Annotated in this window: 12 protein-coding genes; 7 read left to right on the top strand and 5 right to left on the bottom strand. The window is 74.5% G+C overall.

The window, feature by feature from the left end; translation table 11 throughout:
• Positions 1 to 6 precede the first annotated feature (6 nt).
• From ACZ47G_RS17270 to ACZ47G_RS17280, 3 genes are all read left to right on the top strand, one after another.
• On the top strand, positions 7 to 1,425 hold the full coding sequence (locus ACZ47G_RS17270) for a M1 family metallopeptidase (RefSeq protein ID WP_465743469.1): 1,419 nt from the start codon (positions 7 to 9) through the stop codon (positions 1,423 to 1,425).
• An 88-nt stretch (positions 1,426 to 1,513) separates the two neighbouring features.
• Positions 1,514 to 3,313 carry an RNA ligase family protein gene (locus ACZ47G_RS17275; RefSeq protein ID WP_465743471.1) on the top strand — a complete coding sequence of 600 codons (1,800 nt, stop codon included), beginning with the start codon at positions 1,514 to 1,516 and terminating at the stop codon, positions 3,311 to 3,313.
• Complete coding sequence (locus tag ACZ47G_RS17280) at positions 3,313 to 6,237, top strand: RNA repair domain-containing protein (RefSeq protein WP_465743473.1); 2,925 nt, start codon at positions 3,313 to 3,315, stop codon at positions 6,235 to 6,237. Before ACZ47G_RS17275 ends, ACZ47G_RS17280 begins: the two co-directional genes overlap by 1 nt.
• Positions 6,238 to 6,367: 130 nt before the next feature.
• Here the strand turns inward: ACZ47G_RS17280 and ACZ47G_RS17285 are convergent, their stop codons facing one another.
• Positions 6,368 to 7,609 (bottom strand): hypothetical protein, encoded by a 1,242-nt coding sequence (locus ACZ47G_RS17285; RefSeq protein WP_465743475.1) that lies wholly within the window; start codon positions 7,607 to 7,609, stop codon positions 6,368 to 6,370.
• Positions 7,610 to 8,195: 586 nt separating this feature from the next.
• On the opposite strand from ACZ47G_RS17285, the gene ACZ47G_RS17290 reads away from it, so the two are divergent.
• On the top strand, positions 8,196 to 8,804 hold the full coding sequence (locus tag ACZ47G_RS17290) for a helix-turn-helix domain-containing protein (RefSeq protein ID WP_465743477.1): 609 nt from the start codon (positions 8,196 to 8,198) through the stop codon (positions 8,802 to 8,804).
• A 58-nt stretch (positions 8,805 to 8,862) separates the two neighbouring features.
• The gene (locus ACZ47G_RS17295; protein WP_465743479.1) at positions 8,863 to 10,122 is read left to right on the top strand and encodes an MFS transporter; all 1,260 of its coding nucleotides are present in this window, start codon (positions 8,863 to 8,865) and stop codon (positions 10,120 to 10,122) included.
• 17 nt (positions 10,123 to 10,139) lie between these two features.
• Here ACZ47G_RS17295 and ACZ47G_RS17300 read toward each other — a convergent pair whose 3' ends face one another.
• Positions 10,140 to 10,256, bottom strand: coding sequence for a DUF6368 family protein (locus ACZ47G_RS17300; protein WP_465743481.1), 117 nt, complete (start codon positions 10,254 to 10,256; stop codon positions 10,140 to 10,142).
• Positions 10,257 to 10,294: 38 nt separating this feature from the next.
• Positions 10,295 to 11,014, bottom strand: coding sequence for a maleylpyruvate isomerase N-terminal domain-containing protein (locus ACZ47G_RS17305; protein WP_465743483.1), 720 nt, complete (start codon positions 11,012 to 11,014; stop codon positions 10,295 to 10,297).
• A gap of 229 nt (positions 11,015 to 11,243) precedes the next feature.
• Between ACZ47G_RS17305 and ACZ47G_RS17310 the strand changes: the two genes are divergently transcribed.
• The gene (locus ACZ47G_RS17310; RefSeq protein WP_465743485.1) at positions 11,244 to 12,641 is read left to right on the top strand and encodes a pyridoxal phosphate-dependent decarboxylase family protein; all 1,398 of its coding nucleotides are present in this window, start codon (positions 11,244 to 11,246) and stop codon (positions 12,639 to 12,641) included.
• A 79-nt stretch (positions 12,642 to 12,720) separates the two neighbouring features.
• Here ACZ47G_RS17310 and ACZ47G_RS17315 read toward each other — a convergent pair whose 3' ends face one another.
• Positions 12,721 to 13,167 carry a hypothetical protein gene (locus ACZ47G_RS17315; protein WP_465743487.1) on the bottom strand — a complete coding sequence of 149 codons (447 nt, stop codon included), beginning with the start codon at positions 13,165 to 13,167 and terminating at the stop codon, positions 12,721 to 12,723.
• Positions 13,168 to 13,391: 224 nt separating this feature from the next.
• Between ACZ47G_RS17315 and ACZ47G_RS17320 the strand changes: the two genes are divergently transcribed.
• Positions 13,392 to 13,820: a PPOX class F420-dependent oxidoreductase gene (locus ACZ47G_RS17320; RefSeq protein WP_465743489.1), complete on the top strand. Its 429-nt coding sequence runs from the start codon at positions 13,392 to 13,394 to the stop codon at positions 13,818 to 13,820.
• A 155-nt stretch (positions 13,821 to 13,975) separates the two neighbouring features.
• Here the strand turns inward: ACZ47G_RS17320 and ACZ47G_RS17325 are convergent, their stop codons facing one another.
• Positions 13,976 to 15,421, bottom strand: coding sequence for a sensor histidine kinase (locus tag ACZ47G_RS17325; RefSeq protein ID WP_465743491.1), 1,446 nt, complete (start codon positions 15,419 to 15,421; stop codon positions 13,976 to 13,978).
• Position 15,422: the final 1 nt, after the last annotated feature.

Genomic DNA, 15,422 nt, shown 5'->3' on the forward strand with positions numbered 1-15,422 from the left:
CACGGCGTGCGACGCCCCCTCCCGCTCTTCGCCGTGCTCGCCGTGCTCCTGTCGGTGGCCGCCGCCCCGGTAGCAGCCGCCCCGGTAGCGGCGGCCCCGGCCGCCCCGGTGATCCCGGTGCCGCCCGGCCTCGCCGCCGCCGACCCGGCCCACACCCCCGGCACCCCCGGCACCCCCGCCGACCCCACCCGCACCCCCGGCGCCCCCGTCTACACCGTCGACCTGCGCAGTGACGCCACCGGCGCCCGCTGGCGCGGCCATGAGCGGATCACCTTCACCAACACCTCGCCCGACCCCCTCCAGGAGCTGTACCTGCGACTCTGGGACAACTTCCGCGGCGGCTGCGCGACCCCGTCCGTCCGGATCACCGGGCTGGACGGCTCCCCCGAAGTCGACTGCACCGCCCTGCGCGTGCCACTGGCCCGTCCGCTGACCCAAGGCGCCACCGCCACCGTCGAGTTCGACCTCGCCATCGACGTCCCGGGCGGCATCGACCGGTTCGGCCGGGACGGCGCCTACAGCTTCGTCGGCAACGCCCTGCCCGTCCTCGCCGTCCGCGACGAGGCGGGCTGGCACCTGGACCCGTACAGCCAGCTCGGCGAGTCCTTCTACGGCCTCGCCTCCGACTTCGCCGTCACCCTGGACCACCCCACCGACGTGCTGGTCCCCGCCACCGGCACGGCCGTCGACACCCCCGGCGAGCCGGGCCGCACCAGCACCCGGATCGGCGCCCGGAAGGTCCGCGAATTCGCCTGGGCCGCAGGGCCGTTCCACCGGATCGAGGGCCGCTCCGCGAACGGCGTCCGGGTCTCCGTCTACTCCGTCGCCAACGTCACCGCGGACGACGCCCGCGCGATGCTGGACCTCTCCCTGCGCACCATCGACGACCACTCCGCCCGCTACGGCGCCTACCCGTACGGAGACATCGCGACGGTCCTCGACGACGCCTTCGAGTTCGGCGGCATGGAGTACCCAGGGTTCGTCCTGGACCGGATCCGCCCCTCCGCGGTGGTCCACGAACTGGCACACCAGTGGTGGTACGGCATCGTCGGCGACGACCAGTACCACGCCCCCTGGCTGGACGAGTCCTTCGCCGAGTACGCCATGGACGTGGAACTGGGCAGGACCAAGGAGGGATGCACCGCCGCGACCCCCTTCCAGGGCGCCGACGAGCGCCTCACCGACCCGATGAGCTACTGGGACACCCACCCCGACCGCTACGAGGCCGTCATCTACGACCGCGGCTCCTGCGCCCTGCACGAACTGCGCCGCCTGATCGGCCCGGAGACGATGTCCGCCCTGCTGCGCGACTACGCCCGCGCGCACTGGTACGGCGTCTCCACCACCGCCGAGTTCAAGGCCGCCGCCCAGGCCGCGACCCCCGTCGACCTGACCCCGTTCTGGCGCGAACACCGCATCGACTGAACCCGCCCCCACTCCGTTAATCGGTGGCCACGCCCGTCCACCGGCTCCTACAGTGTCCGCCGGATCAAGGACGTTCAGGGAGCCGGACATGCGTGTGCACTACCCCCGGACGCCGCATCTCCCCTGGTCACCGGGGGCGGCGGCGGACGACGTACGGACGGGGGACGTCTCCGGCCTGGCCGGGGCGGAGGTCGTCGTCACCGAGAAGCTGGACGGCGAGAACACCACGCTCTACGCCGACGGCCTGCACGCCCGCTCGCTGGACTCCGCCCACCACCCGTCCCGGGCCTGGGTCAAGGGCCTGCAGCACCGGATCGGTGCCCGGATCCCGGCCGGCTGGCGGATCTGCGGCGAGAACCTGTTCGCCCGGCACTCCATCCCGTACACCGACCTGGACAGCTGGTTCTACGGCTTCTCCGTCTGGACGGACCAGGACCACTGCCTGGGCTGGGACGACACCGTCCGCTTCCTGCGCCGGCTCGGCGTCCCCGCACCCCGGGTGCTCTGGCGCGGCCGCTACGACGAACGGGCCCTGCGCGCCCTGCGGTTGGACCTCGACCGGCAAGAGGGCTACGTCGTACGGACCGTCCGGGGCTTCCCCCGGGCCGAGTTCGGCGAGCGGATCGCCAAGTGGGTCCGTCCCCAGCACGTCCGCACCGACACCCACTGGATGCACGCCGCCGTGGTGGAGAACGGCCTCGGCCCCAACGCCCTGCTCTGGGAGGTGCGTTCGGGCCGATCGCCGGAACTCCCGCTGCTGGCCGGAGCCCTGGGCGTGAGTGCAGACGAACTCGTCGCCAGGCCGGAGGAGTTGGCCGAGGTCTCGGCCCGGCTGGACGAACTCGGCCGCACCGGCGACGCCCGGCTGGCCGGCGTCCTCGCCACCGCGCTGCGCACCGCCCCCCGGGACCCACTGGCGACCCTGCCCGCACTTCAGCCCGCACTTCAGCCCGCACTTCACGCGCCGCAGCCCGCGCCTCAGCTCGCACCCCGACTCGCCGACCGGCTCGGCCTGCCGCTGGCCCGCCGGGTCGCCGACCTGGTCGGCCTCCACCCCGGCCTCCACCAGCCGTACCCGGACGAGGAACGCCGCACCGGACTGGTCCGGCTCGCCGGAGCCGCCGACCTCGGCGTGCTGCACGCGGTGGCCGCGGCCGTCGCCCCCGGGCCGGCCGAGCGCGAACAGGTCGCCTGGTCCGCCCTGCACGCCGAGGACGCCGGGCTGCTCGAAGCGGACCCGCTGGCCTGGCTGCGCACCGGCCTGCGCGAGGCCCTCGCCGACCTCGACCCCGTCGCCGCCGACCGCTGCTGGGCCCAGGCCCGCGAGGCCTACGCACTCGGCCGGATCAGCACCGTCGAGGAGGCCGTCGCCGCCACCTGGCGCTGGCGGGACGGCCGCTTCCCCCGGCTGGTCCACCTGTGCGGCCCGTCCGGCAGCGGCAAGAGCAGCTTCGCCGCCACCCTGCCCGGCGTCTCCGCCCGGATCAGCCTGGACGACCTGCGCGCCGCCAACGGCTCCCGCGCCGACCAGCGCCACAACCCCGAGGTGCTGCGCACCGGCCTGGCCCGGCTGGACACCGCCCTGACCGACCCGGCCGCCACCGTGGTCTGGGACGCCACCTCGCTCAACCGCGAGCAGCGCTCCCACGTCCACGGCATCGCCCGGCGCCGCGACGCCCTGCTCACCCAGGTGGTGCTGCTGGTCGGCGAGCCGGAGCTGCTGCGCCGCAACGCCGTCCGCCCGCACCCGGTACCGCCCGAGGTGCTCACCGCCCAACTGCACCGCTACCGCCCGCCCCACCCCGGCCAGGCGCACCGCACCTGGTACGTCGGCCCGGGTGGCACCGTGGAGGACACGGCGGGCATGCTCGACTCCGAGGAGGACTGATGCGCCCCATCGAACAGGTCTGCCAGCGCATCCGCTGGGACGCCCGCTTCGACCCGGCCCGGTTCACCCTGGGCGTGCGCCAGCGCGACGACCGCACCAAGCGCGTCCCGCTGGAGGCCTTCGCCGCCTCCGGCGAGATCCCCTGGCACCGGGTGCACTGGGTCGAGGCCGACGGCGTCGTGGTGTGGGACCGCACCACCGGCGTGGACCTCCTGGACACCACCACGGCCGGGCACCGCACCGAACCGCGCCGGCTGCCCTCCCCCTTCTTCACCGCCACCACCCCGTACGCCTGGCGGCCGGACGTCGGCTGGGGGCCCGGTGCGGCCGACACCACCGCCACCGGCGGGGACACCCTGCGCGTGGTCACCTGGAACATCCTCTGGGACCGCTACGACGGCGACCGGATCGACACCGCCCGCCGCCGGCCGCTGCTGCTCGCCGAGCTGGCGGCCGCCGACGCCGACGTCATCGCGCTCCAGGAGGTCGAGCCGGCCCTGGTCGTCCAGCTGCTGGCCCAGCCCTGGGTCCGCGAGGGCTACACCCTCGGCGCCGACCCGGCCGGCCGCGACGTGCCCGAGTACGGCCTGCTACTGCTCAGCCGCCTCCCGGTGCTGGAGGCCGGCCGGCACGTGCTGGGCCCGCACAAGGCCGTCACCGCCGTCACCCTCCGAACCGCCGACGACACGCCGCTCACCGTCGCCGCCGTCCACCTGAGCAGCGACCACTCGACGGACGGCCCCGCCCGCCGGCAGGCCGAACTCGCCCGGCTGGCCGAGGGACTGGCCGGCGTCGAGGGCGAACTGCTGCTGCTCGGCGACTTCAACGACGCCCGCTCCGGGCCGGCCGGCCCCGCCGCCGCCCTCGGACTGCGCGACGCCTGGAGCGAGGTGCACGGCCCGGCCGACGACACCCCCACCTTCGACCCGACGGTCAACCCGCTCGCCGCCGTCTCCTCGCTCACCGGCCGGCCCGGCCGGATCGACCGAGTCCTGCACCGCTCCGACCGGGCCCGCCCCACCACCGCCGTCCTGCTCGGCGACCGGCCGACCACCGACGGCCTCCACCCCTCCGACCACTACGGCCTGGCCGTCGACCTCGCCCTCGGCGGCGCCCACGCCCCGCAGACCCTCGACGCCGCGCCCACCGCCCGCACCGCCGTCGCCTGGCTGCCGCCCGAGGAGCTGTGGCCGCCGATCCAGCGGCTGCGCGCCGCGTACGACCCCCAGCTGCACCGCTGGCCCCCGCACGTCAACCTGCTGTTCGGCTTCGTTCCGGAGTCCGAGTTCGACCGCGCCCTGCCGCTGCTCGGCGCGGCCGCCGCCGAGGTCGCGCCCTTCACCGCCCGGCTGGAGGGCGTGCACACCTTCGGCCACCGCGAGGACGCCACCATCTGGCTGGACCCGGCCGCCGCCACACCCGAACCCTGGGCCGCACTACGGCACGCCCTGGAACGCCGCTTCCCCCGCTGCCGCGGCCGCGGTCTCGCCGAGGGCTACACCCCGCACCTGAGCCTCGGGCGCAGCGACGACCCCCAGCGGGTGGCCGCCGACTGCGCCGCCCGGCTGAGCGGCCTGGACGCCCGGGTCGGCGAGCTGGTGGTGCTCTCCCGGCGGGGCGACGAGCCGATGCGCCCGCGTGCGGTGGTCACCCTGGGGACGGGCGAGGTGCGGGAGCTGCCGGAGGAGCCTCCGGCGCCGCCGCGCCCCGAGTCGGCCGAACGTACCTCCGGCGCAGCCGAGTTGGCCCGGCTGGTCGCCTCGGCACTGCCGGAGGCGGTGGTGCACACCGTCGGCTCGCGCCGCTTGGGCTGCCAACTGGACGGTGGCGACCTGGACTTGGTGGCGGCCCTGGCCGGTCCGGCCGACCTGCCCGGGGTGCTGGCCCGGGTCGCGGCCGCCCTGCCGCAGGCCCGCCGACTGCGCGAGGTGCGCGGCGCCCGGGTGCCGGGGCTGCGGTTCGAGGCGGACGGGCTGACCGTCGACCTGGTCGTGGTGTTCACCGGCGCCCTCGACCCCGCCCAAGCGGTGCCCCGACGCGCCGAGTTGGGCGAGGCGGCGGCCGTCGCGCTGAGCGCCGTCACGGACGCCGAGGCGATCCTCTCGGCGCTCGGGGACTCGGCCCTCGGGGACTCGACGCCCGGGGGCTCGATGCTCGGGGACTCGATGCCCGGCGGCTCGATGCCCGGGTACTCGACGCTCGGGGAGCGGCACGCCCGGTTCGTCCGGCTGGCCCGGCAGGTCAAGTCCTGGGCCCGGGCGCGCGGCCTGGACGGCGCGCCCTTCGGCCAACTGCCGTCGCTGGCCTGGTCGGTGCTCGCCGCCCGGACTATCCTCGACGCCCCCGACACCGCCCCCGACACCGCCGCCGGGGACGACCTGTTCCAGCGCTTCACCGCGACCTGGGCCTCCTGGGACTGGCGCCAACCCGTCAGCCTCACCGGCGAGTTCGGCGATCAGCAGCCGGCCCCGCTGACCGTCCTCACCCCCTCCGCCCCCGTCCGCAGCTGCACCACCCAGGTCGGCCCGGACACCCGCGATCTGCTCACCGAAGAGCTCTACCGCGCCTGGGAGCTCACCACCACGAGCCCCGACCCGTGGCCCGCCCTGCTCACCCCACCCCCACTGCACCGCCGGCACGCCGCCTGGGCCGTGGTCACCGTCGACCCGGACTCCACCGGCCCCGCCCGCGGCCGCCTGCGCGCCCTGCTCACCGCGCTCGAAGAAGCCGGCGCCACCCACCTCCACGCCTGGCCCCAGCCCTACCGCACCCGCGACGGCCGGACCCACTTCCCGATCGGCCTCGGCCCCACGCCACTCCCCCGCGCCCGGCTCACCCCCGTCGCCACCGCCTGGTCCCGCGGCCTGCCCGGCGTCCACGTCGAACACGTCGAGTGCGGCGCCGTCCCGACCCTGCCCCGCTGACGCCCGCCCGCCTCTTGGTGGTCGCGATGCGGGTGCGGCGCCGGGGACCGGAGTAGCGACGCGGAGGGCCCCGCACGAAACCAGGAAGGTCGCGGGTTCACGTGCAGGGCCGCTCACGGGGTGTCGGCCGTCAGACTCCGGTCAGGGTGAACGTACCCGTACCGTCCTGCCTGCCGCCGGAGTACTGGCGGATCAACTCCCCGTCCGCGTACCGGTCGTAGCCCATCATGGAGCCGGTGTACTTGTTCTGCACACCGACCTTCGAGCTGCCGGGTACGTCACGGTAGATGTAGAACCGCTGGAGGTCGTCCTCCCCGCAGTTGGCCGTCGTCAGGTAGGCCTGCTCCTGGTTGGCGGTGTTCGCCGGGATGGTCGCGCATCCGCCGTTGCCCCAGTTCCACAGGGACGCCTCGAGCACCCCGTTGTTCTCCGTCACGTTGCACAGCCGCCAGTTGTCCAGGTGGGCGCTGAAGAACGTGGATTCGCGCAGGCGGATGCCGTCGTTGGCCAGGAGCGGTGCGCTCCAGTTCAGGGGCTTGCCGGGGACGTCGATCCGGTAGGCGCCGGCCTCGCAGTTGAGAACGGCCTGCGCGCTACGCACGGTGGCCTTGGACTGCTCGACGGACGTGCCGTCAGCGAGAGCCGGGCTCTGCACAAGGCCGTCCGGCTCCTGCTTCGCCGTCGGCGCCACCGCACCCGCCGGGCGCTCGGCCTTCGCGGCGGCCGAGCCGCAGTCGAGGAGGCCTTGCGCCTTGGCCATGATGCTGCTGGCGGGCACCTTGTCCTCGCAGCGCACCGCGCCCTCCTCAAGGGCGGTGAAGGTGGTGAAGCTGCCGCTGCCCGGCCCCTTGATCCACTTCAGCGCCCAACTGCCGTCACCCTGTCGGACGCGGTTGCAGTTGAGGCTTCCGTATGTGCCGGTGACCTTCTTGGTGCCCTTGTAAGCGCCGTAGTAGCCGGGCTGGTTGAAGTTCCACGTGACCGAGTTGGACTCGCTGCTGGTGGAGGTGAAGTCGACTTTGACGGCCAGTCCCAGGCTCGCGCCGACGCTGCCGAGGGTCTCGACGGCGAACTTGCCCTCGACGCCGCCGTTGAGGCCGACGGAGACCGAGATGGTGGTCTGAGTGCTGGTGGCGACGGTCTGGGTGCCGGTCGTGCCCGCGGTGACGTACCAACCCTTGAAGTGGGTGATGGTGGGAGACACTTCGGTGGTCTGGATGTACGGGTGGCGCGTGCCGAGGTCGGCCACCGTACAGGTGTCGCCGGGCGCGGGTGCCTGCGCCGTCGTGGTGGTGGGTGCCGCAACAGCCGGTGAGGCGACGAGGCCCATGGCGGTGACGGCCATGGCAGCCGCCGTTGCGGTCACCGCCATGAGTGATGTTCCGGTGCGGCTGACGGGTCCTATGGGGCGCATCAATGCCTACTTCCCACTGGTCGTGTACATGCCTTGTTGAGGGCGAATGTAACCGCCACCGGGGTGGTGGCGTGAGGCCGGAACTGGCCACACATGATGACGGAGAGGCCTGTTCCCCCCTGGCACAGACCCGTTGGCGAGCCAGTTCGTCTCCAAATGAACCCGTACGTCACCGAACCCGGAGGACCACCCCCTGAAACACGTCAGGCACCTGCCCACGGTATCGGCCGCACTCGCGCTGACCGCAGCCCTACACCGGAAAGTCGTTTCCACCCGTCACGCGTACTGCGTGCGACACAACATCGTGTACGAGCTCGTCAACTCCACGTACGAGGCGATCGGCATCGCTACGCGCACGATCACAGCCACGTCCCAGCCGAGCCCCTCCATTGCGCGGCGACAGGCGAGCAGCTCCGACTTCGCCGGCTCGATGCCACCCCGTCCCGTGGCCGACAAGCATGTCCGGTCACGCGCCGGAGGGATCAAAAACTTCTCTTGCGCAGTTTTCATTGCGCAACTTTTCTTTCGGACCTACCGTAGGGCCATGGACCAGCCGAACCCCCCGCAGCACGCCGAGACGGAGCGGATCACCGACCTCTCCCGACTCAAGGCCTTCACCAACCCGCTGCGCATGCAGCTCTACCGGCTGCTCTACGCCGCCGGCACCGCCACCGCCTCCCAGCTCGCCGAGCAGGTCGACCAGGCGCCGTCGCTGGTCAGCTACCACCTGCGCAAGCTCGCCGAGCACGGCTTCGTCACCGAGGCGACCGGGCAGAGCTCCGACGGGCGGGAGCGGTGGTGGCAGGTCTCCTCCGAGGAGGGCTGGGGCTTCCGCGAGTCCGACCTGACCGGCACGCCGGAGGGCGCGGCCGCGGTCGGCGCGGTCACCCGGGGGCTGGTGGACAACCGGGCCGCCCAGTACCGCACCTACCTGGACCAGGGCGCCGCCTGGGGCGCGGAGTGGACGGACGCCGCGTTCACCTCCGAGTGGCTGCTCGACCTCACCCCCGCCGAACTCGCCGAACTCGGCGAGGAGTTGCAGGCCATCGGCCGCCGCTGGCGGGAGCGCGGCAAGGCGGCGCGGGCGGCCGGGGGCACCGGGGGCCGCGAGCACGTGTCGGTCCACCTGTACGGCTTCCCGTTCCGCCCCTGACCCGGCAACCGATGCCCCGGCCGCCGACGACCCAGCCACCGACCGACGGGAACCCGCCATGACCACCCTGGAGACGACGCCGGCCACACCCGCCGCCGCCCCCGCCCACCGCGACGCCAACGTCCTGCGCTGGCTGGCCGCCTACACCGCTTCCCTGGTCGGCGACGGCGTCTACTTCCTCGCCCTCGGCTGGTCCGCCCAGCGGGCCGCCGGGCCGGCCGAGGTCGGCCTGGTGATGGCCGCGGGCGCGCTGCCCCGGGCGGTGCTGATGCTCGGCGGCGGGGTGGTCGCCGACCGCTTCGACCCCCGCCGGGTGATCCTCTGCAGCGACACCCTGCGCTGCCTGCTGATCCTCGGCGTCGCGGCCGTCATCGCCCTGACCACGCCCGCCCTCTGGCTGCTGGTGGCGGTCGCCCTGGTCTTCGGCGCCGTGGACGCGCTGTTCGTCCCCGCCGTGGGCGCCCTGCCGCCCCGGATCACCGGCCCGGACCAGCTCGCCCGGGTCACCGGCCTGCGCTCGCTCGCGATGCGCCTCGGCCAGATCGCCGGCCCGCCGGTCGGCGGCCTGGCCATGGGCCTCGGCGGCCCGGCCGTCGCCTTCACCGTCGCGGGCGCGCTGTTCGCCCTCTCGCTGCCGCTGCTGCTGTCGATACGGATCCAGCCCCTCGATCCGGCCCCGGTCTCCGGCACGGCCACCGAACTCACCACCCCCCGGGCGGACTTGGCGGACGGCCTGCGCTACATCCGCCACCACCGCCTGCTCGCCCCGCTGGTCCTCACCGGGGCGGTCTGCGAACTCGGCCTGACCGGTACCCTCAACGTCGGCATGGTGCTCCTCAACGCCGAGCGCGGCTGGGGCCCGTCCGGCTACGGCCTGATCGTCGCCTGCTTCGGCGCGGGCGCCGCCGCCAGCGCCGCCCTGCTCGCCGTCGCCGGCCGGCTGCCCCGGGCCGGCCTCACCATGGCCGTGACCCTGCTGCTGGGCAGCGTCGGCGCCGCCGCCCTGGGCATGGTCCCCGCCCTGTGGTCCGCCGCCGTACTCGCCGCACTGGTCGGGCTGAGCGCGGGCGTCTTCGGCAGTCTGGACGGCGCCCTGATCCAGACCACCGCCGACCCGCGCTACCTCGGCCGGGTCACCTCCGTGGCGATGCTCACCATGGTCGGCCTCGCCCCGCTCAGCTACCCCGTGGTCGGCGCCGCCATCGGCGCCTGGGGCGCCGCCCCGGTCTTCGTCGGCTGCGGCGCCCTCTCCTGCCTCGGCGCGCTCTACGCCCTGGCCTCCCGGGCCGTGCGAGAGGCCGAACTGCCCCGGCGGTAACTCCATCGCACTCAGCGTCACTTGACCATGCGGAACTCCGAGTACCCGAGCCATGCGGTCAGGGACTCCAGGTCACCGACGCGGCTGTACCAGCGACCGCCGCCGAAGGTCGCGTACGGCAGCTCTGCCCGCACGCGGGCGTCAACGGTTGGCCGGCGGCGCCGACAAGCCCTCAGGCGCCGTCCGGCCGCCCCGCCGAGCGGGCCTCCTCCTCCAGTTCGGCGATCGTCTCCTTCAGCCAGGCCCGATCCGCGCGGCTGGTGACCGCGGCGAGCGTGAGCATGCCCTTGCGGAACCGGTCGCCGGTCTCGGCGGCGCGCAGCGGTCGGCCGTCGGCGTAGAAGTAGCCGGCGGGCCGGTCCATGAACTCCAGGCGGCGGCGCAGGACTCGGGCCTGGTCGCCCGGGTCGGGCAGCCGGCTGAGGAAGGCCAGCAGGACCAGGAAGGAGTTGCGGTCGGTGATCTCGACGTCGGCCGGTTCGCGGAGCCTGCGGAGCAGTTCGGCGTGGCCTTCGGGGGTGAGGGAGAGCACCTGGCGCGGGGTGGCGCCGCGGTCGCCCGGCTCCGCGTCGGCGGCGAGGTCGTCGCAGCGGACGCCGTCGGCGTCGAGGGTCAGGGGCCAGGAGCGGCCCTCGGTCGCGTGCAGGTCGATGGTCGCCGGCTTGAACGGCCAGGGGACGGTCGTCGCCGAGACGGTCGTCAGGAACTCGTCGACGCCCTCGACCGCGACGTCCGTCGGCAGCGGCTCTGCGGCTCCCTGGGTGAGCTGGACGTCATGGGTGTGGACGGCGATCTCCTGGATGCGGTGCCGGGCCACGGCTCCGCTGGTCTCCGGGGCCTGCGAGCGGCCCCACCACGTCCAGCAGCCGCGGTCCGGGCCGGCCTCGCGCATCGCGCATCGCCGCGAGCATGAGCTCGGTCGACTCGGCGAGCCAGGCGTCCAGGGCTCCGCGGTCGCGGGGCGCCGTCGGGGCCGGCGCCGAAGTCGTCCTGAAACTCCGGGCACTGCTCGCCACATGGCGACCCGCGACCCGCCCAGGCCACCGGCACCCGATTGGCCTGCGACACCCGCTCCGTCCGGCACTAGCCTCGGCCTGACCACCGATCAACGGAGAACCACCATGCACCCCGAACTCGCCGCCGACCTCGACCGGTTGCCCGCCCTGCTGGAGGAGGCCCGGCAGCGGGCCGTCGGCTTCCTGGCCGGCCTCGACGACCGCCCGGTGATCCCGCCGTCGGCCGGCCACCCGACTCCGTCCGGGCCGCTGCCCGAGGACGGCGGCGGACTGCGGGCGGCCCTGGCGGAGTTCGGCGAGCGCTGGGAGCCGAGGCTGTCGGCCAGTGCCGGGCCGCGTTACTTCGGCTTCGTGACGGGCGGGGCGACCCCGGCCGCCCTGGTGGGCGACTGGCTCACCGCGACCGCCGACCAGAACTCCAACTCCTCGCTCGACCCGGCCGGCCAGCACCTGGAGCGCGAGACGGTCGGCTGGCTGCGCGAGCTGTTCGGGCTCTCCGCCGCGCACAGCGGCACCTTCGTCAGCGGCGCCACCACGTCCAACACGGTCGGCCTGGCGATCGCCCGGGAGTGGCTGGGCGAGCGGCTCGGGGTGGACGTGGCCGAGGACGGGGTCGCCGCGCTGGGCCGGGTGCGGGTGCTGTCGGGCGGCGCGCACTCCAGCGTGTCCAAGGCCCTGTCCGTCCTGGGCCTGGGCCGTACCGCGCTGACCACCGTCCCCGCCCTGCCCGGCCGGGAGGCGGTGGACGTGGCCGCGCTGGAGCGGGCGCTCGCCGAGGCCGACGGCCCGTGCGTCGTGGTCGCCAACGCGGGCACCGTGAACACCGTCGACTTCGACGACCTACGGGCGATCGCCGCGCTCCGCGAGCGCTACGGGTTCTGGCTGCACGTGGACGCCGCCTTCGGCGCCTTCGCCGCGCTCTCCCCGCGGCACGCCGAGCTGGTGGCCGGGCTGGACCTCGCCGACTCGGTCTGCGTGGACCTGCACAAGTGGCTCAACGTCCCGTACGACAGCGCCGTGCAGTTCACCCGCCGCCGCGACCTCCAGGCCCGGGTCTTCCAGAACGCCGCCGCCTATCTCGGGCCCGTCGGCGACCACCCGGACCTGGTGCACCTGACGCCGGAGAACTCCCACCGGCTGCGCGCCCTGGCCGCCTGGTTCACCCTGCGCGCCTACGGCCGGGCCGGGCACCGGGAGATCGTGGAGCGCTGCACCGCCGGCGCCCAGGCGCTGGGCGAGGCGATCCGCGCGATCGACGGCCTGCGCCTGCTCGCCCCGGTGCGCCTCAACGTCGTCTGCTTCACCCTCGCCGAGGACCCCACGCCCGAGCGCCTGGCCGCCCTCGCCGCCCGGATCTCCGGCCAGGCCTTCCTCACCCCGACCCGCTACGCCGGCCGGCCCGCCCTGCGCGCGGCGTTCAGCAACTGGCGCACCACGGAGGCGGATGTCCGGCGGACGGCCGCCGCGCTCGCCGCGGCCGTCCACACCCCGGAACCCGCCTGACCACCGTCCCGGTCCGACCACGCGGGGCGTTCCCGACCACGCGGGGGCACCCTCGACGGCTCAGGGACGGCCCGACGACTCAGGGGTGCGCCCCGTCGGCGTACCCGCCGCGCGAGGCGTCCGTCAGGCTCGCCATCAACTCCGCATGGGCGAGGTTGAGGTACTCCAGCGCCCGCCACCGGGGGTTGTGGCCGGGGTGATCGCGGAAGCCGTCGGCGGTCTCACACAGCCGCTCCCACCACAACATGATGTCCTGGCGCAGTCGTTGGATCTCCCCGGGCACGTCGACCCGGTCGTCCCGCACCACCTCGCTCCAGGGGACGAGCAGGTCGCCGAGGTGGATGCAGTCGCTGAGGGTGATGTCGGCGAGGCGTTCGGCCGCGAACCGGGCGGTGCTGCCCTCGGGTTGGGCCTCGACGACCTCGCGGAGGCGGGCGGTCAGGAAGGCCTGCAACGCGGTGACGTCCTCGTGGTGCAGGTCGTCGGAGAACTCCAGCAGTTCCCAGGGCCGGTAGTCGGCAGCCATCGTCCGGTGCTCCCTCGGGTCGGACCGGCGCTGCGCTCAGCGCCCGGATCAGCGCTCGGTGACGGATCGTCACACCCTGTCGTCTCCCGACCCTAGACCCCGGGCGGCGCCCGCCACCGGCGATTCCGCGAATCCTCATCTTTCGGGGTCAACCCGGCGCCGGCATCGCAACACGCCTGCCGCGCCTTGACCTTCACACCGGTGTGAGGCCCGATGATGCTCCCATGACCGCCACTGCTCACGACCCGTACGCCCTGCTGGCGCAGAGCCGCCTCGGCATCCTGGCCACCATCAAGGCGGACGGGCGGCCCCAGCTCTCCCCCGTCCTGCCGTTCTACGACCGCCCCGCGAACGCCATCCTGATCTCCACCCGGGACGGCCTGGCGAAGACCGCGAACCTCCGCCGGGACCCGCGGGTCAGCCTGGAGGTGACCGGGCCGGACGGCCGCTCCTGGGCCACCGCCGAGGGCGTCGCCACCCTCACCGGCCCGGGCACCGACCCGGACGGGCCGGAGGTCGAGGCCCTGGTCGACTACTACCGCCGCGCCGCCGGGGAGCACCCCGACTGGGCGGAGTACCGCGCGGCGATGGTCGCCGACCGCCGGGTGCTGCTCACCGTCCCGGTCGACCACGTGTACGGCGCCGCGCTCTGACCCGCCGCCCCGGCCACCGCGACGGGGGTGCGGTGGCCGGGGCGGCCCTCCTTCTTCCGATCTCAGGACACGGCTTCGTACGGCTTCAGAACCCGGCTTCGTACGGTCTCGGGATCCGACTTCGTAGGGCCTCAGAACCCCGGCTTCGTACGGCCTCAGGACCCGACCGGCAGGCGCAGCCGGAACAGCGCGCCGCCGCCCGGGGCGGACTCGGCGGTGAGGGTGGCACCGTGGGCGTGGGCGATCTGGCGGGCCATCGCGAGGCCCAGGCCGGAGCCGGGGAGGGCGCGGGCCGCAGAGGCCCGGTAGAAGCGGTCGAAGACGTACGGGAGGTCTTCGGGGGCGATGCCGGGGCCGTGGTCGCGGACGGTCAGTTCCAGCCGGTCGTGCCCGTGGCTGAGGCGGACCTCGACGGCGGCGCCCGGCGGGCTGAACTTGGCCGCGTTGTCCAGCAGGTTGGAGCACAGCCGGACCAGCCGGGCCGGTACGCCCGCGACGGTGCGCTCGGCGGTGTCGTCGTCCAGGGCGAAGACGGTCGCCGGCCAGTGGTCGCGGGCGGTGTCCACGCAGTGGGCGACGAGTTGGCCGAACGCGACCTGTTCGAGCAGCGGCAGCGGCTCCTCGTCGCGGGCCAGTTCGATGAGGTCGTTCACCAGCCCGGTCACCTCGCGCAGTTGGCGGTGCAGTGCGGCCGCCGCCCGGTCGCGCTGGCTGTCGGTCAACCGGCCGGCGCGCGACAGGAGTTCGGCGTTGGTGCGGAGCGCGGTCAGCGGGGTGCGGAGTTCGTGCGAGGCGTCGGCGACCAGCCTGCGCTGGGCGGCCACCGACTGCTCCAGTTCGCCGAGCATGGTGTTGAAACTGCCGGCCAGTCTGGTCAGTTCGTCCTCCCGGCGCCCCGGCGGCAGCTCGATCCGCAGCCCCGCGTCCCGGGTGGCGGCGATCCGCTCGGCGGTGCGGGTCAGCCGGGCCACTGGGGCGAGGGCGGTGCGGGCCACCGTGAGCCCGAGCGCGGCGGCCAGCAGCACGCCGGCCGCCGCGACGGCCGCCATCAGCTCCGCGGCCTGCCGCACCGCCTCCTGGACGCTGTCGGTGCGCAGCGCGACCTGGACGGCCTGCCGGGTGCCGGGCGGCGCCGCGATCATCGGCGTGGTGAGCATCCGGGCCGGGTGGCCGCCGATGGTCAGGTCGGTGAAGTAGCCGGCCCGCTGCCGCTCGGCGACCTGCCGGGTGGCCTGGGTGACGGGCAGCAGGTACGGCTCGTTCGGCGCCTTGGCGGGGTCACCGGAGACGATCTGGGTGCAGGCCGGGGCGGCGAGGTAGTTGCACTCGCCGTAGACAACCTGCGGTCCCTGGTTGCGGTACTGCTGCTGCACCTGGGTGGCCTGCTGGGTGAGGTGCTGGTCGAGCTGGTGGTTCAGTTCGTAGCGCACGATGCTGAACGCGGCCGCGCTGATGCCCAGCGTGGCCACGGCGACCGCGGCGGTGCAGGCGAGTGCGAGCCGGGTGCGCAGCGGCCGCCGGCGCCGCCAGCGGGCGTGCGCCCGCGAGCCCGCTCCCCTCGCCCGCGCCCCTGCCCGCGCCCCGGAGCTGTCCGCCCGCACC

Source organism: Kitasatospora sp. NPDC030952, from assembly GCF_055571335.1.